Raw genomic sequence first — 24157 nt, forward strand, 5'->3', positions numbered from 1 at the left:
ATTAACGTGTGTGGTTCAGCCCGGCAGACGCCCGAACTTGCTCGAGAATCGCGGTCCAGTCTTCGCGGCCGCGTCCGGCGGCGCGCGCCTGGTTGTAAACTTCACGGGAAGCTGCCCCGAGCGGCATCGGGACGTGCAGCTGGTTAGCGACATCCAGCGCAATCCCCAGATCTTTATGGGCAAGGTCGATCATGAACGCCGGAGAAAGATCGCCTTTCAGCACTTTGTTCGGCCAGGAGGTGGTGAAATGGCCTTTGCCGGCGGGCGTGCCGCTCATCACTTTCAGCGCCACGTCGAAAGAGAGCCCCAGGGCTTCGCATAGCACCGCGGCTTCTGCGGAAAGGGCGTTCAGGGCGATACTCATGTAGTTGTTGATGAGCTTGACGCGGATCCCCATGCCGGGACCGCCCGCGTTGATGAGTTCACTCCCCATCGCCATCAGCACCGGCGTCGCGCGCTCGACCTGCGAAGGCGTGCCGCCTGCCAGCAGCAGCAAGGTTCCGGCAATGGCATGGTCAGAGGTGCGGCCGACGGGCACATCCATCATGCTCAACCCGCGCTCCGCCATCTCTGCAATGAGCTTGTCCGTTTGCAGCGGGTGAATGGTCGACATATCAATGACCAGCGCCTCGCGAGATAACCCCTGGCAAACACCGTTTTCACCAAACAGAACCGCACGAACCAAATTGCCGTTGGGCAGCATGGTGATAACAAACTCGGCGTCGCTTGCTGCATCCGCGGGCGTCGTCGCCGCTTGCGCCCCCTTTGCGACCAGCGCCTGAACCGCCTCAGGATTCACATCAAATACCTGCAGCTGGTGGCCCTGCTTAAGCAGATTGCTCGCCATCGGCGCGCCCATCTGCCCTAAACCTATAAATGCGATTGCTGACATTCCTCTCTCCTGCTTGTCACAAATTGTCAATTAGTGAGCGTTTGTGGTGTCTGTTTTTGATCGTATTTGTAATTTATAGTCAAAAAATAGACATGGGTCACTTTTTAAACATTTTGTGAAATTAAAATGAGAGGCATCAAAAACGCATAAGGAAAAACCATGACTCGAATCGTGTGTGTTGGCATCACCGTGCTGGATCGCATCTGGTATCTCAGTGATTTACCAAAGGAAGGCGGAAAGTATGTCGCGAATAACTATACGGAAGTGGGCGGTGGCCCGGCGGCGACGGCGGCAGTGGCCGCGGCAAAACTGGGCGCACAGGTGGACTTCATTGGCCGCGTGGGTGATGACGATACCGGCAACCGACTCCTCGCGGAGCTGGAGTCCCTGGGGGTCAACACCCGCTACACCCGCGTCGTGAAAGGGGCGCGCTCTTCGCAATCTGCGGTACTGGTGGATGCCAGCGGCGAGCGCATTATTGCCAACTATCCCAGCCCGGATCTCCCGGCGGAGGCGGACTGGCTGCGCGAAATCGACTTCTCTCAATGGGACGTGGTGCTGGCGGATGTGCGCTGGCACGACGGGGCAAAGCAGGCTTTTACCTGCGCACGTGAGCAGGGCGTGACGACGGTGCTGGATGCGGATATCACGCCGCAGGATATCAGCGAGCTGGTGGCCTTGAGCGATCACGCAGCCTTCTCCGCACCGGGCCTGCAGCGCCTGACCAGCCTCTCTTCACCCGTCGACGCACTGAAAAAAGCACAAACGCTCACAAATGGACATGTTTACGTCACCCAGGGCAAAGAGGGCTGTTACTGGCTTGAGGCCGGAGAGCTTTGCCATCAGCCCGGTTTTAGCGTGGAAGTGGTGGATACCACGGGCGCGGGCGACGTTTTTCATGGCGCACTGGCGGTGAGTCTGGCGCAGAAAGCGCGGGTGGCAGAGGCGGTTCAGTTTGCCAGCGCCGTTGCCGCGCTCAAGTGTACGCGTCCCGGCGGACGTGCTGGCATCCCTGACTGTGATCAAACCCGCTCTTTCTTGTCACTTTTTGTATAAAATGCGGGGCGTGATGGTATTTCGAGGACAGCCCATGAGCCTGACTGAACTGACCGGTAATCCGCGACACGATCAACTGCTGACGTTGATCGCCGATCGCGGCTACATGAACATTGATGAACTGGCGCAACTGCTGGATGTCTCCACGCAGACTGTGCGTCGGGATATCCGCAAACTCAGCGAGCAGGGCTTGATTACGCGCCATCACGGAGGTGCAGGCCGCGCCTCCAGCGTGGTCAATACGGCGTTTGAGCAGCGTGAAGTCTCGTTAACGGAAGAGAAGCGCGCGATCGCGGAAGCCATTGCGGACTATATCCCGGACGGCTCGACGATTTTTATCACCATCGGCACCACTGTGGAACACGTCGCGCGTGCGCTGCTTAATCACAACCACCTGCGCATCATCACCAACAGCCTGCGGGTGGCGCATATCCTGTATAAAAATCCGCGCTTTGAAGTGATGGTGCCGGGCGGCACGCTGCGCGCGCACAACGGCGGGATTATCGGGCCCGCCGCGACCGCGTTTGTCTCCGGTTTCCGGGCGGATTATCTGGTCACCAGCGTAGGCGCTATCGAGAGCGACGGGGCGATGATGGAGTTTGATGTCAATGAAGCCAGCGTTGTGAAAACGATGATCGCCCATTCGCGGCATGTCTTACTTGCGGCCGATCACACCAAATATCAGGCCTCGGCAGCCGTCGAAATTGGTAATGTTTCGCAGGTCACGGCGTTGTTCACCGACGAACTTCCCGGCTCTGGGCTGCAAAGCCTGCTGAAATCCAGCAAAGTCGAACTGGTCGAAGTCAGCTCCAGCGATGAACAGCAGGCCGGTTAACCTCTGCATTTCCATCCCCGGCGACTGATGCGTCGGGGAGTTTCCTCTCTTGCTCTAACCTGAATCTGGCGCATAGCCAAAGCCTCTCTTTCCCGCTACAGTTATTTCTCCACGGCGCGAAGGGGATAAACATGCTTTATATCTTTGACTTAGGAAATGTCATCGTCGATATCGATTTCAATCGAGTGCTGGGGGCATGGAGCGATTTTAGCCGTGTGCCACTGGCGACGCTTAAGCAGAATTTCACTATGGGAGAGGCGTTCCATCAGCATGAGCGGGGTGAAATCAGCGATGAAGCTTTCGCTGAAGCCATGTGTCACGAGATGGACCTGCCTTTAAGTTACGAGCAATTTGCTCACGGCTGGCAGGCGGTGTTTGTGGCGCTCCGCCCGGAGGTTGTCGACACCATGAACAAACTGCGCGAGCAGGGGCATCGCGTGGTCGTCCTGTCCAATACCAACCGTCTGCACACCACCTTCTGGCCTGACGAATACCCGCAAATCCAGGCCGTAGCGGATAAAATCTACCTGTCGCAGGAGATGGGCATGCGCAAACCCGAGGCGCGCATTTACCAGGCCGTCTTACAGGCCGAAGGTTTCTCCGCGTCCGATACGGTCTTTTTTGACGATAATGCCGATAATATAGAGGGAGCTAACCAGTTAGGTATCACGTCGATCCTGGTGACCGGGAAAGAGACGATACCGAACTACTTTGCGAAGCAGTTATGCTAAAAACCGTTCATCAAAAAGCCACTCATCATACGCGTCCGTTTCGGGCGTGGATCAAACTGCTCTGGCAGCGCATCGATGAGGACAACATGACCACGCTGGCGGGCAACCTCGCCTACGTGTCGTTGCTCTCACTGGTGCCGCTGGTGGCGGTGATTTTTGCCTTGTTCTCTGCCTTCCCAATGTTTGCCGACGTCAGCCTGCAGCTGCGGCATTTCGTTTTTGCCAACTTTATTCCCGCTACCGGGGATGTGATTCAGGGCTACATCGAGCAGTTCGTGGCGAACTCCAGCAAGATGACCGCCGTGGGCGCATGTGGCTTAATCGTCACGGCGCTGCTGCTGATGTACGCCATCGATAGCGCGCTGAACACCATCTGGCACAGTAAAAAGGCGCGGCCTAAAGTTTACTCCTTTGCCGTGTACTGGATGATCCTGACGCTGGGGCCGCTGCTGGCCGGGGCCAGTCTGGCGATCAGCTCTTATCTCCTGTCGTTACGCTGGGCGAGCGATTTGAACAGCGTGATCGACAACGTGTTACGCATCTTCCCGCTGATCCTCTCCTGGCTCTCTTTCTGGCTGCTTTACAGCGTGGTCCCGACCACGCGCGTGCCCAACCGGGACGCCATTGTCGGCGCGCTGGTAGCGGCGGTCCTCTTCGAGCTGGGCAAGAAAGGATTCGCGGTCTACATCACCATGTTCCCCTCTTACCAGCTGATTTATGGCGTGCTGGCGGTGATCCCGATTTTGTTTGTCTGGGTGTACTGGACCTGGTGTATCGTCTTGCTAGGTGCCGAAATAACTGTCACTCTCGGTGAATACCGCAAACTCAAACAAGCCGCAGAACAAGAAGAAGCAGAACAACCATGATTGCATTGATTCAGCGCGTAACCCGTGCCAGCGTCACCGTGGAGGATGAGGTGACGGGTGAAATTGGCCCAGGACTTTTGGTGTTGTTAGGTGTCGAAAAGGATGACGACGAACAAAAAGCAAATCGTCTGTGCGAGCGTGTGCTCGGGTATCGCATTTTCAGCGATGCCGAAGGGAAGATGAATCTTAACGTTCAGCAGGCGGGTGGCAGCGTGCTGGTGGTGTCGCAGTTCACCCTGGCCGCCGACACGGAGCGCGGCATGCGTCCGGGGTTCTCTAAAGGCGCCGCACCGGACCGCGCAGAAGCGCTTTACGAATACTTTGCTGAACGTTGTCGCCAACAGGAAATGAACACGCAAACCGGACGATTCGCTGCAGATATGCAGGTTTCGCTGGTGAACGATGGCCCCGTCACGTTCTGGCTCCAGGTATGAGCCAGCTGGCGGCATGGCCGCGGGTAACAAGAGAGAGTACAGCTATGTATCACCTTCGAGTACCGCAAACAGAAGAAGAATTAGAGGTTTACTATCACTTCCGCTGGGAAATGCTGCGTAAACCGTTGCATCAGCCAAAAGGCTCCGAGCGCGACGCCTGGGATGCGATGGCGCATCATCAGATGGTGGTGGACGAAGAGGGCAACCTGGTTGCCGTCGGGCGTTTGTATATCAATGCCGATAACGAAGCCTCGATCCGCTTTATGGCCGTGCACCCGTCCGTGCAGGACAAAGGACTTGGCACCCTGATGGCGATGACGCTCGAATCCGTTGCCCGTCAGGAGGGCGTGAAACGCGTCACCTGTAGCGCCCGCGAAGATGCGGTGGAGTTTTTCTCCAAGCTCGGTTTCGTCAACGAAGGCGAAATCACCGCGCCGCAAACCACCCCGATTCGTCATTTTTTGATGATCAAACCCATCGCCACCCTCGACGATATTCTCCACCGCGCCGACTGGTGCGGCCAGCTGCAGCAGGCCTGGTATCAGCACATCCCGCTGAGCGAAAAGATGGGCGTGCGTATCCAGCAATACACCGGGCAAAAATTCATTACCACCATGCCGGAAATCGGCAATCAGAACCCGCACCATACTCTGTTCGCCGGTAGCCTGTTCTCACTTGCCACCCTGACCGGCTGGGGGCTGATCTGGCTGATGCTGCGCGAGCGCCACCTCGGCGGCACCATTATTCTCGCCGACGCCCATATCCGTTACAGCAGCCCTATCAGCGGCAAACCGAGCGCAGTCGCGGACTTAGGCTCCCTCAGCGGCGATCTGGACCGCCTGGCGCGCGGACGAAAAGCACGCGTGCAGATGCAGGTCGAGCTGTTTGGCGATGAATCCTCCGGCGCCATCTTCGAGGGTACTTACCTCGTGCTGCCAGCTAAGCCGTTTGGTCCGTATGAAGAGGGTGGGAACGAGGAGGAGTGATCCTTCTATTTCAGATGGAGTAAGGGGTTCATCTGCTGATGCAAGATGCGGATGACAAAAATACTGTCATCCGATGGCTGATAGAAAACGCTGTGATGGCGGTGATCATGGCGCCGAACCCCTTCTATAATATTTGAGCAGTCCCGGCCCATCTGTGGATTGGCCGACAGTAACCTGAGAAATAAATCCAACTCGTCAGTGTATTTATCAGCCTGCCCTGGGCCGAATTTCCTCCACGTATATTCATATACAGCGCCGAAGTCATCCGCTGCCAGGTTTGAAAGTTTATACATTTAAATGGCGTTTCTTCCTTGCCGCGATTTCTTGTAATGACAGTGAGCTTTCACCACTGCGAAGCCCTTCTTCAAGTGCTTCGCGAAGCTTGCCGGTTCGTAACTCTTGTTCTTCCAGTAAACGCAGAGCAGAGCGAACGACTTCACTGGTTGAGCCGTAGCGCCCACTTTCTATCATTTCACTGATAAAGCGATCGAGGTGTTCACCGATGGTGATGCTTGTGGTTCTGGGCATAGTGATATCCTTCTGTGTTATCTATCAACACAAGATAGCACCGGCATCGTCAGGCTGGAATACCCTTAGCGCGCGATTCGTGCGAACACAATCGGTCATCATTATTCTTCCCTGAAAGCTGTATGAATACACAGCGTTATAACCTGGTTTTTAGCAGATGAAAACGAACGATTTTGAGGGAATTGAAAATCTGGAAAGAGGCTCGCAAAAACGATCGCAGCTGCAAAATTGAGCTTTAAAACCCCATTTTCGATGTGTATTTTGTTTGCAAATTAACCACGATGATATACTGGGAGTATATATGAGCATAATGGCTGGAATGGATATGGGCAGAATACTCCTCGATTTGTCAGACGATGTCCTTCAGCGGCTTGATGATCTCAAGCAGCTGCGAAATAAACCGCGTGCCGAATTGCTACGAGAAGCGGTAGAGCAGTATCTCGACAGGCAAAGTTCATCGGTGATTCGGGAGGCGTTAGGGTTATGGGGCGATAGCCAGGAAGATGGCCTTGAGTATGAGCGTAAGCTGCGTGAGGAGTGGTAAGGCATGGAGCGCATGGCTGTTTTCGATACCAATATTCTGATCGATCTCCTGAACAATAAGGTTGAGGCGGCGGATGCCATTGAAAATGGGGCAGCTCACCGAGCGATCAGTATGATCACCTGGATGGAGGTGATGGTCGGTGCACGAAAATATCATCAGGAAGCCAAAACCGCAGCGGTGCTGGGTGCGTTTGAAGTGATTGATGTCTCGCGGGATGTGGCGGAGCGGAGTGTCTTACTGCGTGCAGAGTTCGGGATGAAGTTACCGGATGCCATTATCCTGGCCAGCGCTCAGGTCAGAAATTGCCAGCTGATCACGCGCAACACGAAAGATTTTGCCGGAATTAATGGAGTAGAAACGCCGTACGTTCTGTAGGCCGGGCAAGCAAGCGCTGCCCGGCACTATCACAGAAAACTACTCCCCTTCACCCGGGAACAGGAACGGGTTGATGGAACTGCGGGCAAAGCCCTCTTGCTCCATGCGCGCGTCCAGCACCAGCGTGGCGAGGTCGTCGGCGACGGCTTCCACTTTCGGGTCTTTTTCCTGATAGAGAATTTTCAGGTAAGTCCCGCAGTCGCCGCAGCTTTCCGCTTTGATGGCCGCATTCTCGTCTTCGAGAGACCAGTAGTTCAGATCGCGGGTCTGCTCGCAGTTGCTGCATTTGATGCGCACTACGTGCCACTCGGTTTCACACAGGTTGCAGTGCAGATAGCGCAAACCTTGCGTGGTGCCGATTTGCACCATGCTGGTGACCGGCATCGAGCCGCACACCGGGCAGAACTGACGGGCTTCGCCGTATTCTGCGCGCGCTTTTCCCGGAATCAGGCTCGCCATCTGCGCCCAGTAGAGCGACAGTGCGGCCCAGATAAACGGTGCTTTATCGCTGCTGACCAGGGAAAAATCAGAGGCAAACAGGGCGCTCGCCATCTCTTCCAGCTCAAGGTCTGAGGCTTTTTCCAGATTCTCGATCACCGCCAGCGCCGGGCCGCTCATCTCGGGTTTCAGCTCGGCAATCAGCGAGTGCAGCAGCTTCTGCCAGTGCTTGTCGCGCGGCAGGACGTGGATATCCAGCGGCGGCTTGCCCTGTTCATTGGCTTCTTTGATGCGCGCGGTGAGATCCATTTGCAGCGGATGGTCGTACAGCACCACTTCCTGCGCATGGGCGATCAGCGCCGCAAAGCGCAGAAACTCACCGAGCGGATTGTTCTCTGCCAGCTCGCGCAGGCGTTCTGCGCGGCGGTTGTAGAGGTTCTTGAGTCTGGGGAATAACAGCGGCGGAATGTACTCCGCCGTGCGTTTCTCGCTCGAACCCAGCTCATCTTGTGGGATTATGCGAATACTCATTCAGATGACTTTTCCTGTTTCTGGCGGACCTCACGGTACCAGCGCGGGTGATGCTTCTTCGCCCACGTGCTGGTTACCCATCCTTCCACCATCGCGGTAATGGTGCCTTTCACCCAAAGGGCGGCGTAGATATGCACCATGATAACCACAATTAATGCTACTGCGGCAAATGAATGCAGCATCAGCGCAAACCGGATCACCGGGATTGAGAAAGCAGGCGCAAAATACGGACGCCAGATGATCACGCCGCTTGCCAGCAACAGGACCAGGAAGATAATCGCCGCCCAGAATACGCATTTCTGACCGAAGTTATAACGCCCGGTATCACCCACTTCCTCGTTGACGACGATCTTACGAATATTCTTCGCCCAAAAGATATCATCCCGATTGATTAGGTTATGGTGCCAGTAGCGGAAAAACATGATGATAAACGAGGCAAACATGATCACGCCGACAAACGGGTGCAGAATGCGCGCCAGCTGCGGAGTACCCATAATTTGCATCAGCCAGTTGAAGGAGGGGAAGAAGAACCCCAGCCCGCTTATCGCCGCCAGCATGAAGCAGAAGGCGGTGACCCAGTGGTTGATACGTTCCGGCGCCGTGTAGCGCACGATGGTGTCACGTCTTTTCATTTGCGCACCTCGTCTTTCTCTTCATGCAGATTGTCGTCTTCCTCTTCCGCGCGGTTCGGACCGACGCCGACGTAGTGGAAGATACTGGCGGCAAAGGTCGCGGCAAAGCCAACGGCGGCCAGCGGTTTCCAGATACCTTTCCAGAATTTCACCGTGGCGCTGATTTCCGGGTTCTCCGGCAGGCCGTGATACAGATTCGGCTTGTCGGCATGGTGCAGCACATACATCACGTGCGTACCGCCAACGCCCGCCGGGTCGTACAGACCGGCGTTGTCGTAACCACGGGTTTTCAGCTCGGACACGCGCTCGCCCGCCAGGGTTTTCATATCCTCTTTGGAGCCAAAGTGGATAGCGCCCGTCGGGCAAGTTTTCACGCAGGCCGGTTCCTGGCCGACGTTCACGCGGTCGACGCACAGCGTACATTTGTAGACGCGGTTGTCTTCCGGGTTCAGTCGCGGCACGTTGAACGGACAGCCCGCAATGCAGTAGCCGCAGCCGATGCACTGCTCAGACTGGAAGTCGACGATGCCATTGGCATACTGAATGATAGCCCCTTCTGACGGACACGCCTTCAGGCAGCCCGGATCGGCGCAGTGCATGCAGCCATCCTTGCGGATCAGCCACTCCAGTTTGTCGTTCTGTTCCACTTCCGAGAAACGCATCACCGTCCAGGACTTGGCGGTCAAATCGGCGGGGTTGTCGTACACCCCGACGTTGTGACCCACTTCGTCACGGAGATCGTTCCACTCCGAGCACGCCACCTGACAGGCTTTACAGCCGATACAGGTGGTCACGTCGATGAGTTTCGCCACTTCCTGCTGGTGGTCCCGCGCCTGAGGCGCGGGCGTGAGACCGTTAGTCGCGGAACGACGAATGATGTCTTGCGATTGATAAGCCATAAGTCGTCTCCGTTACACCTTTTCCACGTTCACAAGGAAGGCTTTGAACTCCGGCGTCTGCGTGTTTGCATCACCGACGAACGGCGTCAGGGTGTTGGCAATAAAGCCTTTCTTCGCCACGCCCTCGTAACCCCAGTGAATCGGGATGCCGATGGTATCCACCTCTTGCCCATGTACATTCAGCGTGCGAATACGTTTGGTCACCACCGCCTTGGCCTTGATGTAGCCACGGTTGGAGGAGACTTTCACCGTATCGCCGTGCGCGATGCCGAGCTTATTCGCCAGCTTCTCGCCGATCTCCACAAACTGTTCCGGCTGCGCGATGGCGTTAAGCAGCGCGTGTTTGGTCCAGTAGTGGAAGTGCTCGGTCAGACGGTACGTAGTGCCGACGTACGGGAACTTATCTTTTTTGCCCAGCGCTTCAAAATCGCCTTTGAAGATACGGGCAGCCGGGTTGGAGACCACGTTCGGGTGCAGCGGGTTGGTCCCCAGCGGCGTTTCAAACGGTTCGTAGTGTTCCGGGAACGGTCCTTCTGCCATTTTATCGATGGCAAACAGGCGGCCCATGCCTTCTGGCTGCATGATAAACGGCCCGACGTCGCTGCCCGGTGCGGCTGCGCTGTAGTCCGGAATATCCACACCGCCCCATTTCGCGCCGTCCCACTTCAGGAGCTGGCGCTTCGGATCCCAGGGTTTACCCTGCGGGTCAGCGGAAGCACGGTTATAGAGAATGCGGCGGTTTAGCGGCCACGCCCATGCCCAGCCCAGCGTATTGCCGAGGCCCGACGGATCGGCGTTATCGCGGTTCGCCATCTGGTTGCCTTTCGGCGTCCAGCTTCCGGCGAAAATCCAGCAGCCGCTGGCGGTGGAGCCGTCATCGCGCAAATGCGCAAAGGTGCTCAGCTGATCGCCTTTCTTCGCCAGCACGGTGCCGGTGGCCGGATCAATCACATCCGCCAGCGCTTTACCGTTGCTCTCCATCGCCACCTCTTCAGGGGCCGGATTGTCAGGCGTCGAATAGTTCCAGGCCATGTTCAGAACCTGTTCCGGATTCGCCCCGCCCTCTGCCGCGTACATCTTGCGCAGGCGCAGGAAGATACCGGCCAGGATCTCGCCGTCGTTCAGGGCGATGCCCGGGGCGTCCGCGCCTTTCCAGTGCCACTGCAACCAGCGACCGGAGTTAACGATCGAGCCGTTCTCTTCCGCGAAGCAGGTGGATGGCAGGCGGAACACTTCGGTCTGAATTTTCGACGGATCGACGTCGTTCGATTCGCCGTGGTTCTGCCAGAACGTGGACGTTTCGGTATTGAGCGGGTCAATCGTCACCAGGAATTTCAGTTTCGACAGAGACTCCACCACCTTGTTTTTATTCGGGAACGAGGCGACCGGGTTAAAGCCCTGGCACAGATAGCCGTTCACTTTGCCCTGGTGCATCATCTCGAAATACTGCAGAACGTCGTAACCCTTGTCCCACTTCGGCAGCCAGTCAAAGCCCCAGCTGTTTTCCGCCGTCGCTTTATCGCCGTAGAAGGCTTTCATCATCGAGACGAAGAATTTCGGGTAGTTGCCCCAGTAGTTGACCTGGCCTTCCAGCAGCGGTTTCGGCGTGTTGGCGGTCAGGTAGGTCTGGATGTCGGTCTGTTTTTCGCTCGGCAGCGTCATGTAGCCCGGCAGGCTCTGCGACAGCAGGCCGAGGTCCGTCAGGCCCTGAATGTTGGAGTGACCGCGCAGGGCGTTCACACCGCCGCCTGCCATCCCCATATTGCCGAGCAGCAGCTGAACCATCGCCATGGTGCGAATGTTCTGCGCGCCGATGGAGTGCTGCGTCCAGCCCAGCGCGTAGAGGAACGACGCGGTTTTATCGTGGGCGCTGGTTTCGGCGATGTACTCGCAGACTTTCAGGAAGTCGGCTTTCGGCGTACCGCAGATGTTTTCGACCACCTCCGGCGTATAGCGGGAAACGTGCGTTTTCAGCAGGTTCCACACGCAGCGCGGGTGGGCAAGGGTGGTATCGCGTTTCGCAAAGCCGTTTTCGTCCAGCTCGTAGTTCCAGCTGGTTTTATCGTATTTGCGTTTTTCTGCGTCGTAGCCGCTGAACAGACCGTCTTCGAAGCCGTAATCCTCACGCACAATCAGGCTGGCGTTGGTGTAAGCCTCGGTATATTCACGGTTATATTTTTCGTTGGTCATCAGGTACAGCAATACGCCTGACAGGAAAGTAATGTCAGTACCTGAACGAATAGGGGTGTAGAAATCCGCCACTGACGCCGTACGCGTGAAGCGGGGATCGATCACAATCAGTTTCGCGCCATTGTGGATTTTGGCTTCCATCGCCCAGCGGAACCCGACTGGATGCGCTTCTGCCGCGTTTCCACCCATCACGACGATGAGGTTAGCGTTTTTGATGTCGACCCAGTGGTTGGTCATCGCACCGCGACCAAATGTTGGAGCAAGACTTGCTACCGTTGGTCCGTGTCAGACACGCGCCTGGTTGTCGACCGCGAGCATACCGAGTGCGCGCGTAAATTTCTGGGTTAAATACCCGGTTTCATTGCTGGATGCAGAGGCACAGAGCATGCCGGTGGAGAGCCAGCGGTTAACGGTGACGCCGTCGGCATTCTGCGCGACAAAGTTCGCATCACGGTCTTCTTTCATCAGTTTGGCGATACGGTCGAACGCCGTTTCCCAGCTGATTTGCTGCCATTTATCGGAGCCAGGAGCGCGATATTCGGGGAATTTCAGGCGGCTTTCGGAGTGGATGAAGTCCACCAGACCGGCCCCTTTTGGGCACAGCGCACCACGGTTGACCGGGTGATCCGGGTCACCTTCGATATGGAAGATGGAAGCTTTCGCGTTTTTCGCGCCGTCGCCGAGGCTATACATTAACAGCCCACAACCGACAGAGCAGTACGTACAGGTATTACGGGTTTCGCGGGTGCGCAGCAGTTTGTACTGCCGCGTCTCCGCCAGCGCTACACCAGGGGCAAAGCCCAGCGCCGCTGCCGTTGTGCCTGCCATACCGCCAGCGCAGATCTTAAAGAACTGCCTTCTGCTGACCTGCATGGGTCACTCCTTTTTTGTTCTTTCTGACAATGCTCATTTTTGTTTTCGCGCATGATTGCAAAACAACCATAACGCTCAAAATTTGATGTATTCCCTCAATTCCACGAGGGATATGATTTGAGAATACCACAATGTCGGTAAGCCTGTTCCGGTGGGGTTAATACAAAGTGAACGTATTATCACTCTGATGATTATAAAGTGTGATATTGATCACATTTAGGCCCTGGCTTGTTAAAGAGCTGTATCAGCGCTTCGGTTGTGCCACTCCCAAATGAGTAGGTAAACTTGATGAGTATGGCTGCCGAAAAGTTGATCCATACTATGCGCAAGGCCTGCGGTTTGTGATGCAATAGCAGGCTCACCTTTGTGGTTGCTCAGGAATACCGTTGTGTCAAAACAGAATCGTGATACCCATTCGTCTCCACTGCCCGTCGGCGTTGTGGAGCAGGTGGTACACAGACCCCCTCACATTACCCACGGCGTCCCCGATTTTCTGGCGGAAGAGGTGCCTGTTGCTCTGGTCTACAACGGTATCTCCCACGTGGTGATGATGGCCTCGCCGAAAGATCTCGAGCTGTTTGCGATCGGTTTTTCGCTCTCCGAGGGCATCATCGAGCGCCCGCAGGAGATCTACGGCATGGAGGTGGTGAAGGTCTGCAACGGCCTGGAAGTGCAAATCGAGCTCTCCAGCCGCCGCTTTATGGGCCTCAAAGAGCGCCGTCGCGCGCTGGCCGGACGCACTGGCTGCGGCGTGTGCGGCGTCGAGCAACTCAACGATATCGGCAAGCCGATTGTCCCGCTGCCGTTCACCCAGACTTTCAATCTCAAACATCTCGATCGCGCCCTTGAGCATCTCAACGACGTGCAGCCGATCGGCCAGCTGAGCGGCTGCACGCACGCGGCGGCGTGGGTCCTGCCATCGGGGGAAATTGCGGGCGGTCACGAAGATGTGGGCCGTCACGTTGCGCTGGATAAACTACTCGGGCGTCGCGCCGGAGAGAGCGAAGCCTGGCAGCAGGGTGCGGCGCTGGTCTCCAGCCGGGCGAGCTATGAGATGGTGCAAAAGGCGGCCATGTGCGGCGTCGAAATCCTGTTTGCCGTCTCGGCGGCGACCACCCTTGCGGTGGAAGTGGCCCAGCGCTGTAACCTGACGCTGGTGGGGTTCTGCAAGCCGGGGCGCGTCACCATCTACACCCATCCACAGCGCTTAATTATTAATCAGTAAATTTGAAAGACTTTAGCAAATCCTTCCGCTTTTCGTTGTTGGTGATGAGGCCTATTATTATCACATCAAGGCGCAACGCCTTATCTAAACAACCAAATGAAGGATTTACATCATGAAAAACATCAAAACTTTTGTTGCAGTTATCGCTCTGGCCGCTTCTTTCGGTTCTTTCGCTGCTGATACCGTGACCGCCACCTCTTCTACCATCGATGGTGCAGAAGCGAAAATTGCCGCTCAGGCACAGCAGGCTGGTGCATCGTCTTACACCATCACCCAGGCATTTACCGGTAACCGTGTGCACATGACGGCTGAACTGAACAAATAAGCTATGCCGCCACTGTCCCCTGCTCTTCGGAGCAGGGACAGGTCTTAGCGCAGTAACACCACAAACCCCTCGTAGTCCCTGATTTTCTCAATCGTCTCCGCCGAATGGCTGTTCAGCTGGCTGGCCAGAAAGCTAAAAATTTTCAGCTCCTGGCGGTTCGCCGCGCTGGCGCAGGCCATCAGCAGATGTTGTACCTCTTCCCCGTTCACCAGAAGTCCGCGCTCAAGGGTGATGAAAAATCCGCGAAAGGGTTTTTGACGATCGCTCCAGCAGTGGGGGATGGCGATGCGGTTCACAATCAGGTTTTCCCCTTCCTGCTCGCGCTGGCAAATCCGCTGTGATTCTTCGGGCGTTAACCGCTTTTCGGCGCACAGCCGCGCCGCAATCGCCGCGACAATTTGCGCCCAACTTTCACCTGCCGCGTTGGGGTAATGAAAATAGCCCTCCGGCGGGAAAAACCGTTCCGGCTGCTGGCGAATAAACGCCGAAGCGAGGAAGTCTTTGATCTGATCGATACCGGCTGAGGTGATGATATTGCGGATAGTCAGGACGTGGCGCGGCCCGTTATCCAGCGTGTCATGACCGTTGTTGATGATAAGCGCAGGCGTCAGCTCTTCGCAGATGGCATCAAGTTCGTCGGGCGTGCGCGCCACAATCACCCGGCAGTTCAGCACTTCGCGCTCAATCGCCATTTTGTTGATAGCGGCGATGGCGTTCTGGTCGGCCAATAAAATCACTGGCGTCGATTCGTGCTGATGGCGCTCCAGCGCACAGGCGAAGTACAGCCCCGGCAGATCGCTGTCGATTAATGGAATATCCATCACCGTTCGCAGATGATTGATAAATTTCACGCTCATATCAAAGGCGGCAGGCCAGGCGGCTTTCAGGTGATTCATCGATCCCTGACGATTTTCCGCCAGCCATTGCGGCATCGCCACGCAGCGTTTGAGATGGCCGGTCAGATCCTCAATCAGCTGCGCATCGACCACATGCGGCGAGCCCGCGCTGGAACTGGCGGCGAGCAATTCCCTGACATACTCGGGAGTCATGCTCTCGGCCTGATGCTGCAGATGATTGAGCCGCTCCCGCACTTTCTCTGGAATCGTTGGGCCTGGGCATTGTGGGCATTCCCGCAGCGCGCAGGCCGCGAGGATCATGCTCACCCGATAGTCAGGGGAGATATTCGGCCAGTCCGTCTGCCGACGACACTCTTCCTGAAGCTGAGCGTAAGCGTCCGGCGTCATACCCGTGAGGGGATAGACAAAGGGATCTTTGCGAAAGACATTGGCGAGCAGGAGAAAACGTTTGTGTTCATCGACGTCGATGTAATGACCCGCACCGGGGCGGCTCGCCAGGCTGAACGCCCGCTGGTGGCGGGTTTTCAGCCGGGGTAAACGCTCGGCGACCCAGCTGTCGGGCAAGTTGAGCGCGTCGGCCAGCTGCGCGCGGGAAATCACCGGGTGGATCAGCAGCAGGGCCAGCATCCGGTCATCATTATCATGACGCTGCAAAAGCTGGAAATAGCTTTTGCGATCAACAATTTCCAGCTGATACAGCGCGTTACCCGCCGTGCGGATGTGCGCCTTTCCGCTCAGGGTAAAGTTGAGATAATCAATATCGCGCAGAATGGTGCGCGCCGAAACGCCAGTCTGCCGCGCCAGCACGCTCAGGGACACGGGCTGTGATTCGATGGCATCGAGCAGAGAAAACTGGCGTTCATTCAACATGCTGCATCCTTAGCGAAACTGCGTAAACGCGGCGACGTGCTCCTCGTCGAGGGACATCAACAGCTCGTGCACAATGGTGAGTGCCGCGTCGTAATCCGTTGCCGAAATCATACCGCTATTGGCGTGCAGGTAACGTGTCGGCAGGCAAAGCGCCACCACCGGGCGGCCTCCGCCCATCACGTTATACCGCCCGCCGTCGGTGGCACCGGTTTTCATGGTGCTAAATTGCAGCGCGGCTTCCCGTTTTTCGGCGCTCGCTTTCAGCGCCGCCAGCAGTTTCTGATTCGGGAAATAGCGTTTGTCGAACAGCATCACTCCCGGCCCGTGACCGAGTTTGAGCGGATATTTCACCGCGTCGATGCCCGGCACGTCGCCCGCCACGGCGGTGTCCAGCACAATCACCACATCCGGTTTAATCGACTCGGCGGAGGTTTGCGCCCCGCGCAGACCCACCTCTTCTTCCACGCTCCCGACGCCATAAAGGGTGATATTCGGGTTATCAACGCGCTGGAAAAGCTCCGCCATCAGCGCACAGCCGACGCGATTATCCAGCGCCTTGGCGACGATTTTGTCCTCGCCCCATTGGGCGAAATTGGCTTCCGGGCTGATAAAATCTCCCATCGCGATGCCACGTTTGACGACATCTTCACGGCTGTTCGCACCAATATCGACAAACATCTCGTCAAAGGTCATCGGCTGCTGCTTCTGTTTTTCGCTCAACGCATGGGGCGCGACAGAGCCAATCACGCCGGGGATTTTGCGTCCGCTGCGGGTGCGAAGGGTCACGCGATGATTGAGCATCGACTGGCTCCACCAGCCGCCGATGGTGTCGAAGCGGATAAAACCCTCGTCGGTGATATGGGTGACCATCAAGCCCACTTCGTCCATGTGCCCGACGATGGCGACTTTCGGGCCACGCGAACCTTTGCGGGCGATAAAACTCCCCAGTCCGTCAAAGCGGATTTCATCGGCGTGTTTTTCCAGGGTGTGGATAAGCACATCGCGCACCTCCTGCTCATCCCCGCTGACAGCGCTGCAAGCGCACAGGTTTTTCAGTAGCTCAATGTTCATGGGACATCTCCAGACGAGCGGCCTGACGCTTCAGCCACCAGCTTTTCAGTAAAATAATCAGCGAAACATTCAGCGCCAGGCCGATGGCCAGCACCAGATAGAAGGAACCCCCCGGAGACATCAGGCCGATCAGCGGGTCAAATACGCCCAGCCCCGGCGCCAGGCGCTGAATGCCAAATGAAATCGTCAGCATCCCCGCGATACCGCCGCTCAGGGTATTGGCGGTCAGCATCGGCAGCGGCGCGGCGAGGGCGTAAGGAATCGCCGGTTCGGTGGCGACGGTCGCGCCCACCACAATCGCGCTGCTGGCCGCCGCTTTCTCCTGCGCGGTGAAGAGTTTCGGCGCAAGGTAGGTCGCAATCCCTGCCGCGACGGGCGGCATCAGGGCCACCACGCCGACGATGGCGTACCAGTCGTAGATATGTTTTTCCAGCAGGGAGAAGCAGAAGAACCACGCGGTTTTGTTGACCGGGCCACCCATATCAAAGGCCAGCATTGCGCCGACCAGGAAGGCCGCGCCGAGCTTCATTGACGGTGGAATGGTGTTGAGGAAATGCAGCAGGCCGCCCATCAGGTCGGACATCAGCGGGCCAATCACGTAATACGTCAGCACGCCAAACACCAGCAGGGTGACAAAGGGGATCAGCATCGACCCGAGCAGCGGCTGCAGGGCCTTGCCCAGTTTCACCTTGCGGAACCACAGTACGAAATAACCGATCGCCAGCCCCAGCACCACCGCGCCGAGAAAACCCGCGCCGGACTGAGTGCCGAGCAGCCCTTTGTCGTTCGCCAGATAGCAGACCAAAAAGGCAGGGGCGAACGCCGGTTTATCGGCAATCGACAGGGCGATGTAGGCGCCCATAATCGGGATCATAAAGGTGAATCCCAGATAACCGATGGACTCGATCACCCAGGTAAACGACGGCGCGCCCTTCGCCATATCCGTATACGGCAGGCCAAACTGCACCAGCATATTGGCGAGGGCGACGAGAATACCGCCGCCAATCACAAACGGCAGGGCCGCCGACACGCCTGCCATCAGATGGCTCATTACGCTGCCCTGCTGCACATCCTGTTTGCCCAGCTTCACGCTGCTATCGGCGGTGAAAAGCTGTGATTGCGTGGATAACTGTTCAAAAATGGCGTCAATATTTTTTAGCGCCTGGGAGATCGGAATCTGATAAACCTGCTTGCCCGCAAAGCGCGCGCGGTCATCGGCGCTCAGGCCGCGGCCGGTCGCCAGAATCACATAATCCGCGGCGTGAATGGCGGCGTCGCTCAGGTGATTCTCAACCCCGCTCGACCCCTGGGTTTCCACCTGAATGCTGTGGCCCAGATCGCGCGCTTTGCGCTCCAGCGCCTCGGCCACCATGTAGGTGTGGGCAATGCCTGCCGGGCAGTTGGTGATCGCCACCAGGCGTAAGGATTTTTCCATGGGTAACCCCTCTATTGGCTGAGCGTCTGGCTGAGCAGCGCCAGAATCTGGTCGGCATCGCCCTGTTTGAGCTGGGCGATAAAATCGGCGTGGATAATTTTGCGACACAGGCTGCCGATCACTTTCACCTGATCGTCCTCGCCCTCCTGCGGCACGCCGAGGCAGATCCAGCAGGTGACGGGCTCGTCATCGCTGGCTTTCCACTCCACGCCCGCCGTCTGGCGCGCGAAGAGGATAAAGGGCTGTTTGACGGTCGCGCTCTTGCCGTGCGGCACGGCGATGCCGGATCCGAACCCGGTCGAATGCAGTTTTTCGCGCAGTAACAGCGTCTGCAAAAAGGCGCTGCGATCGGTGATAAAACCGTTCTGAAAGGCCATATCGGAGAGGGCTTTCAGCACGGAATAGGGGCTGTTGCCGTGAATATCGAGGTTAATGCAGTGGGAAGTCAGTAGAGCCATGGTGCCACTCCAGCAGAAAATGTCTGCAGCCATTCTACGAGGGCAAGGCGGGGGCTATGAGAGGGAATATGTCAGCGCGATGTGACAACACAGCAGGGAATCAAAGGGGCGTTTTGTGGGCGAACCCACATTCTGTGGCGTGATCTTTCCCTGATGAATCTTTCATCATCAGGGAATGTGTTTTATCAATGGATTCCGGCCACCCGCAGCAGCGCCGTCACTACCGCCGCGGAGATAATCACCAGGATCAGCGGCACTTTGCGCCAGGCCAGGAACACGGCAAAGGCCACGCCGAGCACGCGCGCCATACCGGCAAAATGGTCGCCTTCGTAAAACGTGGTAGCCAGCGCCACGGAAAACAGCAGCACCGTTGCCGCATCTGAGAGCAACGCCTGCGAACGCTCGGACAGCGCCAGGCGGCTGCCGAGTTTCGCCCCGCCGAGGCGCATCAGATAGGTGCCCGCCGACAAAATCGCGATGCCGAGGATAAAGACCGTCATATTTCCCATTATTTCTTCCTCGCGGCGAGACCGAGCAATGACAACAACACCGGCAAACCGACCGGCGCGAACGGCACGGCGGCGAGCGACAGCGCCGCGCCGCTGCAGGCGCGAATCAGCGTGGTGCGGTTTTTAAACGCCGGAACCACTAACGCCAGCAAAATCGCCGGGAATACGGCGTCGAGACCGATGGTTTCCGGCGCGGGCAGCAGTTTGCCGACCATCGCCCCTAACAGCGTGCCGAGCGGCCAGACGATCGCCACGCCCATACCGCACAGCCAGTAGGCGGCTTTGCGCTGCTCGGGCGTTTTTTGCGACAGGCCAAACACCACGCTTTCGTCGTTCATGATGTGGCAGCCGAGGAAGCTCAGGCCGCGTTTTCCCACCAGTTCCCGCACCGTCACGCCGAACGGTACGTGGCGGGCGTTGACCAGCAGACCCGCCGCCGCTGCCGCAAGGGGATTACCGCCGCTGGCAACGATGCCGATAAACATAAATTCTGACGCGCCCGCGAGGACGGTAATCGAGAGTAAAAACGGCACCCACACCGGGAAGCCGTAAGCCATCGCCAGCGAGCCGTAGGACATGCCGACCACGCCGACGGCGAGGCACACCAGCACGATCGCTTTTATCGTGTCGCCTTTCAGGCAGGAGAGGGAGTTCTTCATACAATTTTAGCCATATCGAACGAGATTCCATTATAATGAACGCATCACTTTCGTTTTTCAAGATGAACGATTCGTTCGATTTATAGAACAAGAGGCCGTTTTATGACGCAGCCAATCAGCGTGATCGCCAAAAGCCTGGTGCGGGAACGCCTGCGAACCGGGCTGTCGCTGGCGGAAATCGCGCGCCGCGCCGGGATCGCCAAATCCACGCTGTCACAGCTGGAGTCGGGCAATGGCAATCCTAGCCTGGAAACGCTCTGGTCGCTCTGCGTGGCGCTCGGAATTCCCTTCGCGCGTCTGCTGGAGCCGCAGCAGCCGACCACCCAGGTGATCCGCCGGGGCGAAGGCACCAAGGTGATTGCCGAGCAGGCGAACTATCAGGCGATTTTACTGGCGTCCTGCCCGCCGGGCGCGCGTCGGGATGTCTATCTCCTGATGACCCAGCCGGGCGCGGACCGTATTTCGCAGCCGCATCCGCCGGGCTCTGTGGAGCACATTATTGTCACCCAGGGGCGGGCGCTGATCGGCCTGACGGACGCGCCGGAAGAGCTCGGTCCTGGCGATTACATCTGCTATCCCGCCGATCAGCCGCATATCTTTAAGGCGCTGGAACCCGACACCCACGCGCTTTTAGTAGCGGAACAAAACTAACTTCTTCGGACACGGAAATCATGTCGCTCAAAGCCATTGCCAAAGAACTGGGGCTGTCGGTTACCACCGTCAGCCGCGCCCTCAACGGATATGATGACGTTTCTCGCGAGACGCGCGCCCGCGTGGAAGCCGAAGCGCAGCGCCGTGGCTATCGACCGAACACCTTTGCCCGTCGTCTGAAGATGGGCAAAATCGACGCCGTCGGGCTGGTGTTTCCCGTGCATCCGGTTCCGCTTAATAACAGCGTGTTTATGGACATGGTCGGCGAAATTAGCCACGAACTGGCGCGACATGAGATTGATTTGCTGCTGATCGCCGACGATGACCTCGCCGACAAACACAGCTATATGCGCATGGTGCAAAGTCGCCGCGTGGATGCCCTGATTGTCGCCCATACCCTCGATCAGGACCCGCGCCTCACGCAGCTGCAAAACGCCGGTTTCCCGTTCCTCGCCCTTGGCCGCAGCCAGCTGCCGAAACCCTACGCGTGGTTTGATTTCGATAACTATGCGGGCACCTATCGCGCCACGCGCTGGCTGATCGACAAAGGCCATCAGCGCATCGCCCTGTTAGGCGAAAACAACAGTCAGGCGTTTATCACCCAGCGCCGTCTGGGCTATCTCGACGCCCTGCGCGAGGCGGGGCTCTCCAGCGAATGGCTGCGCGCCATGCCGCCGTCACGCCGCGCGGGCTATACCGCGACGCTGGAGCTGCTTTCACTGCCCAACCCGCCCACCGCGATTGTCACCGACTGCAACACCCACGGTGACGGAGCCGCCATGGCGCTGGCCCAGCAGGGACGACTGACCGGCAGCGACGCGGTTTCGCTGGTGGTGTACGACGGTCTGCCGCAGGACAGCATTGTCGAGGCTGACGTGGCGGCAGTGATCCAGTCCACCCGCGAGGGCGTCGGCAAGCAAATCGCTGACATGGTGCGCCAGTTGATTAATGGCGAGGATATTTCCCGGCTGCAGGTGCTGTGGCAGCCTGAATTTTCACCGGGCCAGACGGCCTAAATCTCCGCAAAATTCAAAAGTCGATCACAGATCCGAAACGTTTGGGTTGGTATCCGAAACGTTTCGGATCAACACTCAGGACATCTGATGACAGGAGATGTCCGATGCAAGATTCCATTTTACGACTCGAAAGCCCGACGACAGACGTGGTGATCAAAACTCACCCGTTCGCCGAAATTGTCTACTGGGGGCCACACCTTCGCCACTTTTCGCCGCAGGATGCGCAAAGCCTGATTCGCCCTGTCGCCAATGGCAGGCTGGATGTGGATATTCCGCTGACGCTGATGGCCGAGCTGGGCCACGGTCTGTTCGGTGCGCCGGGTATCGAAGGCCACCGTCAGGGGCTGGACGGGTCTCCGGTTTTCAGGACCGAAGCTGTCGATCAGCAGGGCCAGAGCCTGACCATTACCGCAGAAGATGAACACGCCGGGCTACGCCTGACCAGCGAATTGTCCCTCGATGAGAGCGGCGTGCTGGTGGTGCGCCACGGTCTGACCAACCTACGAGCGCAGCCGTGGCAGGTGGATCGCCTGGCCGTGACGCTGCCGGTTTCGGAGCGCGCAAAAGAGGTGATGGCCTTTCATGGCCGCTGGATCCGCGAATTCCAGCCGCATCGTTTGACCCTTGAGCACGACAGCTTTGTGATTGAGAACCGCCGCGGGCGCACCTCTCACGAACATTTCCCGGCGCTGATGACCGGCACGCCGGCGTTTGGCGAAATGCACGGCGACGTGTGGGGTGTGCATCTCGGCTGGAGCGGCAACCACCGCCTGCGCGCCGAAGTCAAAACCGATGGCCGCCGCTACGTGCAGGCCGAAGCGCTTTATCTGCCAGGGGAAATGGCGATTGCCGAGGGCGAAACCCTCTGGACGCCTAAGCTCTACGCCAGCTACTCCGCGCAGGGGCTGAACGGCATGAGCCAGCAGTTCCACCGCTATCTGCGTGACAATATTATTCGCTTCCCGGAAAACAAACCGCGCCCGGTGCATCTCAACACCTGGGAGGGGATCTACTTCAACCACGATCCGGAATACATCATGCGCATGGCCGACGAAGCCGCGGCGCTGGGCGTGGAGCGTTTCATCATCGACGACGGCTGGTTTAAAGGGCGCAACGACGACCACGCCGCCCTCGGCGACTGGACGCTCGACGAGAAAAAATACCCCAACGGCCTGATGCCGGTGATCAATCACGTCAAAAATCTCGGGATGGAGTTTGGCATCTGGGTGGAGCCGGAGATGATTAACCCGGACTCGGATCTCTACCGCGCCCATCCTGACTGGGTGCTGGCCCTGCCGGGATATCCGCAGGCGACGGGGCGACATCAGCTGGTGCTGAACCTGAACATACCTGAAGCCTTCGAGTATCTGCTGGAGCGCATGAGCTGGCTGCTGGGCGAGCACCCGGTGGACTACGTGAAGTGGGACATGAACCGCGAGCTGGTGCAGCCGGGCCATCTCGGCAAAGCCGCCGCCGATGCGCAAACGCGCCAGTATTATCGTCTGCTTGAGACGCTGGGTCAGCGCTTCCCGAACGTGGAATTCGAATCCTGCTCGTCCGGCGGCGGACGTATTGATTACGAAGTCCTGACCCGCTGCCATCGCTTCTGGGCCTCCGATAACAACGACGCGCTGGAGCGCAACACCATCCAGCGCGGAATGAGCTACTTCTTCCCGCCGGAGGTGATGGGCGCGCATATCGGTCATCATAAATGCCATGCCACCTTCCGCCAGCACAGCATTGAATTCCGTGGGCTGACGGCGCTGTTTGGGCATATGGGGCTGGAGCTGGATCCGCTCACCGTCGACGAGCACGAGCGCGAAGGCTACCGCCGCTATGCCGCGCTGCACAAACAGTGGCGCGAGGTGATTCACCACGGCACCCAGTGGCGCGTGGATATGCCGGACGCCACCACCCAGGCGCAGGGTATAGTGAGCGAAGACCAGCGGCAGGGGCTGTTTATCGTCAGCCAGCTGGCCATGCCGGATTACACCCTGATGATGCCGCTGCGCATGCCGGGCCTGGCGCGAGACGCGCAGTACCGCATCACGTTGCTCGATCACCCGAATATCCGCCTGACCGGCGAAGGGGGTCACACCATGCGCAAACTCCCGGCATGGATGGAAGCGCCGCAAACGGTGAGCGGCGAATGGCTGATGCAGGCGGGGCTCGTCCTGCCGATTCTGGACCCGGAAACCGCCATTCTGATTGGCGTTGAACGCGTGTAAGGGTGATGGGCCGGGCGACCGGCCCTGAGTTGAGGATAAAAAT

General features: G+C 57.8%; 26 protein-coding genes. 13 read left to right on the forward strand and 13 right to left on the reverse strand.

Features of this window, described 5'->3' with window-relative positions; translation table 11 throughout:
* Position 1: 1 nt before the first annotated feature.
* On the reverse strand, positions 2 to 892 hold the full coding sequence (gene yihU, locus QQF33_RS11055; protein WP_285157807.1) for a sulfolactaldehyde 3-reductase: 891 nt from the start codon (positions 890 to 892) through the stop codon (positions 2 to 4).
* 159 nt (positions 893 to 1051) lie between these two features.
* Between yihU and QQF33_RS11060 the strand changes: the two genes are divergently transcribed.
* From QQF33_RS11060 to fabY, 6 genes are all read left to right on the forward strand, one after another.
* Complete coding sequence (locus tag QQF33_RS11060; RefSeq protein WP_285157808.1) at positions 1052 to 1948, forward strand: sugar kinase; 897 nt, start codon at positions 1052 to 1054, stop codon at positions 1946 to 1948.
* Positions 1949 to 1982: 34 nt separating this feature from the next.
* Complete coding sequence (locus QQF33_RS11065; protein WP_285146449.1) at positions 1983 to 2783, forward strand: DeoR/GlpR family DNA-binding transcription regulator; 801 nt, start codon at positions 1983 to 1985, stop codon at positions 2781 to 2783.
* Positions 2784 to 2914: 131 nt separating this feature from the next.
* Complete coding sequence (gene yihX, locus QQF33_RS11070; protein WP_285157809.1) at positions 2915 to 3514, forward strand: glucose-1-phosphatase; 600 nt, start codon at positions 2915 to 2917, stop codon at positions 3512 to 3514.
* A complete protein-coding gene (locus QQF33_RS11075; RefSeq protein WP_285157810.1) occupies positions 3508 to 4380 on the forward strand; it encodes a virulence factor BrkB family protein in 873 nt (290 codons plus the stop codon). Before yihX ends, QQF33_RS11075 begins: the two co-directional genes overlap by 7 nt.
* Complete coding sequence (gene dtd / locus QQF33_RS11080) at positions 4377 to 4814, forward strand: D-aminoacyl-tRNA deacylase (RefSeq protein ID WP_285157811.1); 438 nt, start codon at positions 4377 to 4379, stop codon at positions 4812 to 4814. Before QQF33_RS11075 ends, dtd begins: the two co-directional genes overlap by 4 nt.
* Positions 4815 to 4858: 44 nt before the next feature.
* Positions 4859 to 5800, forward strand: a complete 942-nt coding sequence (gene fabY, locus QQF33_RS11085; protein ID WP_282492190.1) for a fatty acid biosynthesis protein FabY — start codon at positions 4859 to 4861, stop codon at positions 5798 to 5800.
* Between the two features lie 5 nt (positions 5801 to 5805).
* On the opposite strand, the gene QQF33_RS11090 is transcribed toward fabY, so the two are convergent.
* Positions 5806 to 6093, reverse strand: a complete 288-nt coding sequence (locus QQF33_RS11090; RefSeq protein WP_285157812.1) for a type II toxin-antitoxin system RelE/ParE family toxin — start codon at positions 6091 to 6093, stop codon at positions 5806 to 5808.
* Positions 6086 to 6328, reverse strand: a complete 243-nt coding sequence (locus tag QQF33_RS11095) for a type II toxin-antitoxin system ParD family antitoxin (RefSeq protein WP_285146452.1) — start codon at positions 6326 to 6328, stop codon at positions 6086 to 6088. Before QQF33_RS11095 ends, QQF33_RS11090 begins: the two co-directional genes overlap by 8 nt.
* A gap of 301 nt (positions 6329 to 6629) precedes the next feature.
* Here QQF33_RS11095 and QQF33_RS11100 point away from each other — a divergent pair, with 301 nt between their 5' ends.
* Positions 6630 to 6872, forward strand: coding sequence for a ribbon-helix-helix protein, CopG family (locus tag QQF33_RS11100; protein ID WP_285148612.1), 243 nt, complete (start codon positions 6630 to 6632; stop codon positions 6870 to 6872).
* 3 nt (positions 6873 to 6875) lie between these two features.
* A complete protein-coding gene (locus QQF33_RS11105) occupies positions 6876 to 7247 on the forward strand; it encodes a type II toxin-antitoxin system VapC family toxin (RefSeq protein ID WP_282492187.1) in 372 nt (123 codons plus the stop codon).
* 39 nt (positions 7248 to 7286) lie between these two features.
* On the opposite strand, the gene fdhE is transcribed toward QQF33_RS11105, so the two are convergent.
* Genes fdhE through fdnG form a run of 4 tightly spaced genes read right to left on the reverse strand, consistent with a single transcriptional unit; the run spans position 7287 to position 12810 of the window.
* Entirely contained in the window at positions 7287 to 8216 is a 930-nt protein-coding gene (fdhE, locus tag QQF33_RS11110) for a formate dehydrogenase accessory protein FdhE (RefSeq protein ID WP_282492186.1), read from the reverse strand.
* Positions 8213 to 8848, reverse strand: a complete 636-nt coding sequence (fdoI, locus tag QQF33_RS11115; RefSeq protein ID WP_095284024.1) for a formate dehydrogenase cytochrome b556 subunit — start codon at positions 8846 to 8848, stop codon at positions 8213 to 8215. Before fdoI ends, fdhE begins: the two co-directional genes overlap by 4 nt.
* Positions 8845 to 9747, reverse strand: a complete 903-nt coding sequence (fdxH, locus tag QQF33_RS11120; protein ID WP_095284023.1) for a formate dehydrogenase subunit beta — start codon at positions 9745 to 9747, stop codon at positions 8845 to 8847. The genes fdoI and fdxH overlap by 4 nt, the downstream gene beginning before the upstream one ends.
* 12 nt (positions 9748 to 9759) lie before the next feature.
* Positions 9760 to 12810: a formate dehydrogenase-N subunit alpha gene (gene fdnG / locus QQF33_RS11125; protein ID WP_285157813.1), complete on the reverse strand. Its 3051-nt coding sequence runs from the start codon at positions 12808 to 12810 to the stop codon at positions 9760 to 9762.
* A gap of 388 nt (positions 12811 to 13198) precedes the next feature.
* On the opposite strand from fdnG, the gene fdhD reads away from it, so the two are divergent.
* Together fdhD and QQF33_RS11135 are read left to right on the forward strand one after the other, a co-directional pair.
* A complete protein-coding gene (fdhD, locus tag QQF33_RS11130; protein ID WP_285148608.1) occupies positions 13199 to 14035 on the forward strand; it encodes a formate dehydrogenase accessory sulfurtransferase FdhD in 837 nt (278 codons plus the stop codon).
* Between the two features lie 112 nt (positions 14036 to 14147).
* A complete protein-coding gene (locus QQF33_RS11135; protein ID WP_282492183.1) occupies positions 14148 to 14360 on the forward strand; it encodes a YdgH/BhsA/McbA-like domain containing protein in 213 nt (70 codons plus the stop codon).
* Between the two features lie 44 nt (positions 14361 to 14404).
* On the opposite strand, the gene QQF33_RS11140 is transcribed toward QQF33_RS11135, so the two are convergent.
* From QQF33_RS11140 to QQF33_RS11165, 6 genes are all read right to left on the reverse strand, one after another.
* The gene (locus tag QQF33_RS11140; RefSeq protein WP_285157814.1) at positions 14405 to 16087 is read right to left on the reverse strand and encodes a putative frv operon regulatory protein; all 1683 of its coding nucleotides are present in this window, start codon (positions 16085 to 16087) and stop codon (positions 14405 to 14407) included.
* A 9-nt stretch (positions 16088 to 16096) separates the two neighbouring features.
* Positions 16097 to 17158 (reverse strand): aminopeptidase, encoded by a 1062-nt coding sequence (locus tag QQF33_RS11145; protein ID WP_285157815.1) that lies wholly within the window; start codon positions 17156 to 17158, stop codon positions 16097 to 16099.
* Positions 17148 to 18593 carry a PTS fructose-like transporter subunit IIBC gene (locus QQF33_RS11150; protein WP_285157816.1) on the reverse strand — a complete coding sequence of 482 codons (1446 nt, stop codon included), beginning with the start codon at positions 18591 to 18593 and terminating at the stop codon, positions 17148 to 17150. The genes QQF33_RS11145 and QQF33_RS11150 overlap by 11 nt, the downstream gene beginning before the upstream one ends.
* 11 nt (positions 18594 to 18604) lie before the next feature.
* Positions 18605 to 19051: a PTS fructose transporter subunit IIA gene (locus tag QQF33_RS11155; RefSeq protein WP_285157817.1), complete on the reverse strand. Its 447-nt coding sequence runs from the start codon at positions 19049 to 19051 to the stop codon at positions 18605 to 18607.
* Positions 19052 to 19236: 185 nt separating this feature from the next.
* Positions 19237 to 19560 carry an AzlD domain-containing protein gene (locus QQF33_RS11160; protein WP_282492178.1) on the reverse strand — a complete coding sequence of 108 codons (324 nt, stop codon included), beginning with the start codon at positions 19558 to 19560 and terminating at the stop codon, positions 19237 to 19239.
* On the reverse strand, positions 19560 to 20219 hold the full coding sequence (locus QQF33_RS11165) for an AzlC family ABC transporter permease (protein WP_285146463.1): 660 nt from the start codon (positions 20217 to 20219) through the stop codon (positions 19560 to 19562). Before QQF33_RS11165 ends, QQF33_RS11160 begins: the two co-directional genes overlap by 1 nt.
* Positions 20220 to 20321: 102 nt before the next feature.
* Between QQF33_RS11165 and QQF33_RS11170 the strand changes: the two genes are divergently transcribed.
* From QQF33_RS11170 to QQF33_RS11180, 3 genes are all read left to right on the forward strand, one after another.
* Positions 20322 to 20870, forward strand: a complete 549-nt coding sequence (locus QQF33_RS11170; protein ID WP_095284012.1) for a helix-turn-helix domain-containing protein — start codon at positions 20322 to 20324, stop codon at positions 20868 to 20870.
* 20 nt (positions 20871 to 20890) lie between these two features.
* Positions 20891 to 21886 (forward strand): substrate-binding domain-containing protein, encoded by a 996-nt coding sequence (locus tag QQF33_RS11175; protein WP_282492175.1) that lies wholly within the window; start codon positions 20891 to 20893, stop codon positions 21884 to 21886.
* Between the two features lie 104 nt (positions 21887 to 21990).
* The gene (locus QQF33_RS11180; RefSeq protein ID WP_285157818.1) at positions 21991 to 24114 is read left to right on the forward strand and encodes an alpha-galactosidase; all 2124 of its coding nucleotides are present in this window, start codon (positions 21991 to 21993) and stop codon (positions 24112 to 24114) included.
* Positions 24115 to 24157 lie beyond the last annotated feature (43 nt).

Origin of the sequence: Lelliottia wanjuensis (assembly GCF_030238365.1) — a bacterium.
Taxonomy (GTDB): domain Bacteria; phylum Pseudomonadota; class Gammaproteobacteria; order Enterobacterales; family Enterobacteriaceae; genus Enterobacter; species Enterobacter wanjuensis.

Coding starts and splice junctions, on each gene's coding strand:
- yihU (WP_285157807.1), bottom strand. CDS start 892: ATGTCAGCAATCGCATTTATAGGTTTAGGGCAGATGGGCGCGCCGATG.
- QQF33_RS11060 (WP_285157808.1), top strand. CDS start 1,052: ATGACTCGAATCGTGTGTGTTGGCATCACCGTGCTGGATCGCATCTGG.
- QQF33_RS11065 (WP_285146449.1), top strand. CDS start 1,983: ATGAGCCTGACTGAACTGACCGGTAATCCGCGACACGATCAACTGCTG.
- yihX (WP_285157809.1), top strand. CDS start 2,915: ATGCTTTATATCTTTGACTTAGGAAATGTCATCGTCGATATCGATTTC.
- QQF33_RS11075 (WP_285157810.1), top strand. CDS start 3,508: ATGCTAAAAACCGTTCATCAAAAAGCCACTCATCATACGCGTCCGTTT.
- dtd (WP_285157811.1), top strand. CDS start 4,377: ATGATTGCATTGATTCAGCGCGTAACCCGTGCCAGCGTCACCGTGGAG.
- fabY (WP_282492190.1), top strand. CDS start 4,859: ATGTATCACCTTCGAGTACCGCAAACAGAAGAAGAATTAGAGGTTTAC.
- QQF33_RS11090 (WP_285157812.1), bottom strand. CDS start 6,093: ATGTATAAACTTTCAAACCTGGCAGCGGATGACTTCGGCGCTGTATAT.
- QQF33_RS11095 (WP_285146452.1), bottom strand. CDS start 6,328: ATGCCCAGAACCACAAGCATCACCATCGGTGAACACCTCGATCGCTTT.
- QQF33_RS11100 (WP_285148612.1), top strand. CDS start 6,630: ATGAGCATAATGGCTGGAATGGATATGGGCAGAATACTCCTCGATTTG.
- QQF33_RS11105 (WP_282492187.1), top strand. CDS start 6,876: ATGGAGCGCATGGCTGTTTTCGATACCAATATTCTGATCGATCTCCTG.
- fdhE (WP_282492186.1), bottom strand. CDS start 8,216: ATGAGTATTCGCATAATCCCACAAGATGAGCTGGGTTCGAGCGAGAAA.
- fdoI (WP_095284024.1), bottom strand. CDS start 8,848: ATGAAAAGACGTGACACCATCGTGCGCTACACGGCGCCGGAACGTATC.
- fdxH (WP_095284023.1), bottom strand. CDS start 9,747: ATGGCTTATCAATCGCAAGACATCATTCGTCGTTCCGCGACTAACGGT.
- QQF33_RS11135 (WP_282492183.1), top strand. CDS start 14,148: ATGAAAAACATCAAAACTTTTGTTGCAGTTATCGCTCTGGCCGCTTCT.
- QQF33_RS11140 (WP_285157814.1), bottom strand. CDS start 16,087: ATGTTGAATGAACGCCAGTTTTCTCTGCTCGATGCCATCGAATCACAG.
- QQF33_RS11145 (WP_285157815.1), bottom strand. CDS start 17,158: ATGAACATTGAGCTACTGAAAAACCTGTGCGCTTGCAGCGCTGTCAGC.
- QQF33_RS11150 (WP_285157816.1), bottom strand. CDS start 18,593: ATGGAAAAATCCTTACGCCTGGTGGCGATCACCAACTGCCCGGCAGGC.
- QQF33_RS11155 (WP_285157817.1), bottom strand. CDS start 19,051: ATGGCTCTACTGACTTCCCACTGCATTAACCTCGATATTCACGGCAAC.
- QQF33_RS11160 (WP_282492178.1), bottom strand. CDS start 19,560: ATGGGAAATATGACGGTCTTTATCCTCGGCATCGCGATTTTGTCGGCG.
- QQF33_RS11165 (WP_285146463.1), bottom strand. CDS start 20,219: ATGAAGAACTCCCTCTCCTGCCTGAAAGGCGACACGATAAAAGCGATC.
- QQF33_RS11170 (WP_095284012.1), top strand. CDS start 20,322: ATGACGCAGCCAATCAGCGTGATCGCCAAAAGCCTGGTGCGGGAACGC.
- QQF33_RS11175 (WP_282492175.1), top strand. CDS start 20,891: ATGTCGCTCAAAGCCATTGCCAAAGAACTGGGGCTGTCGGTTACCACC.
- QQF33_RS11180 (WP_285157818.1), top strand. CDS start 21,991: ATGCAAGATTCCATTTTACGACTCGAAAGCCCGACGACAGACGTGGTG.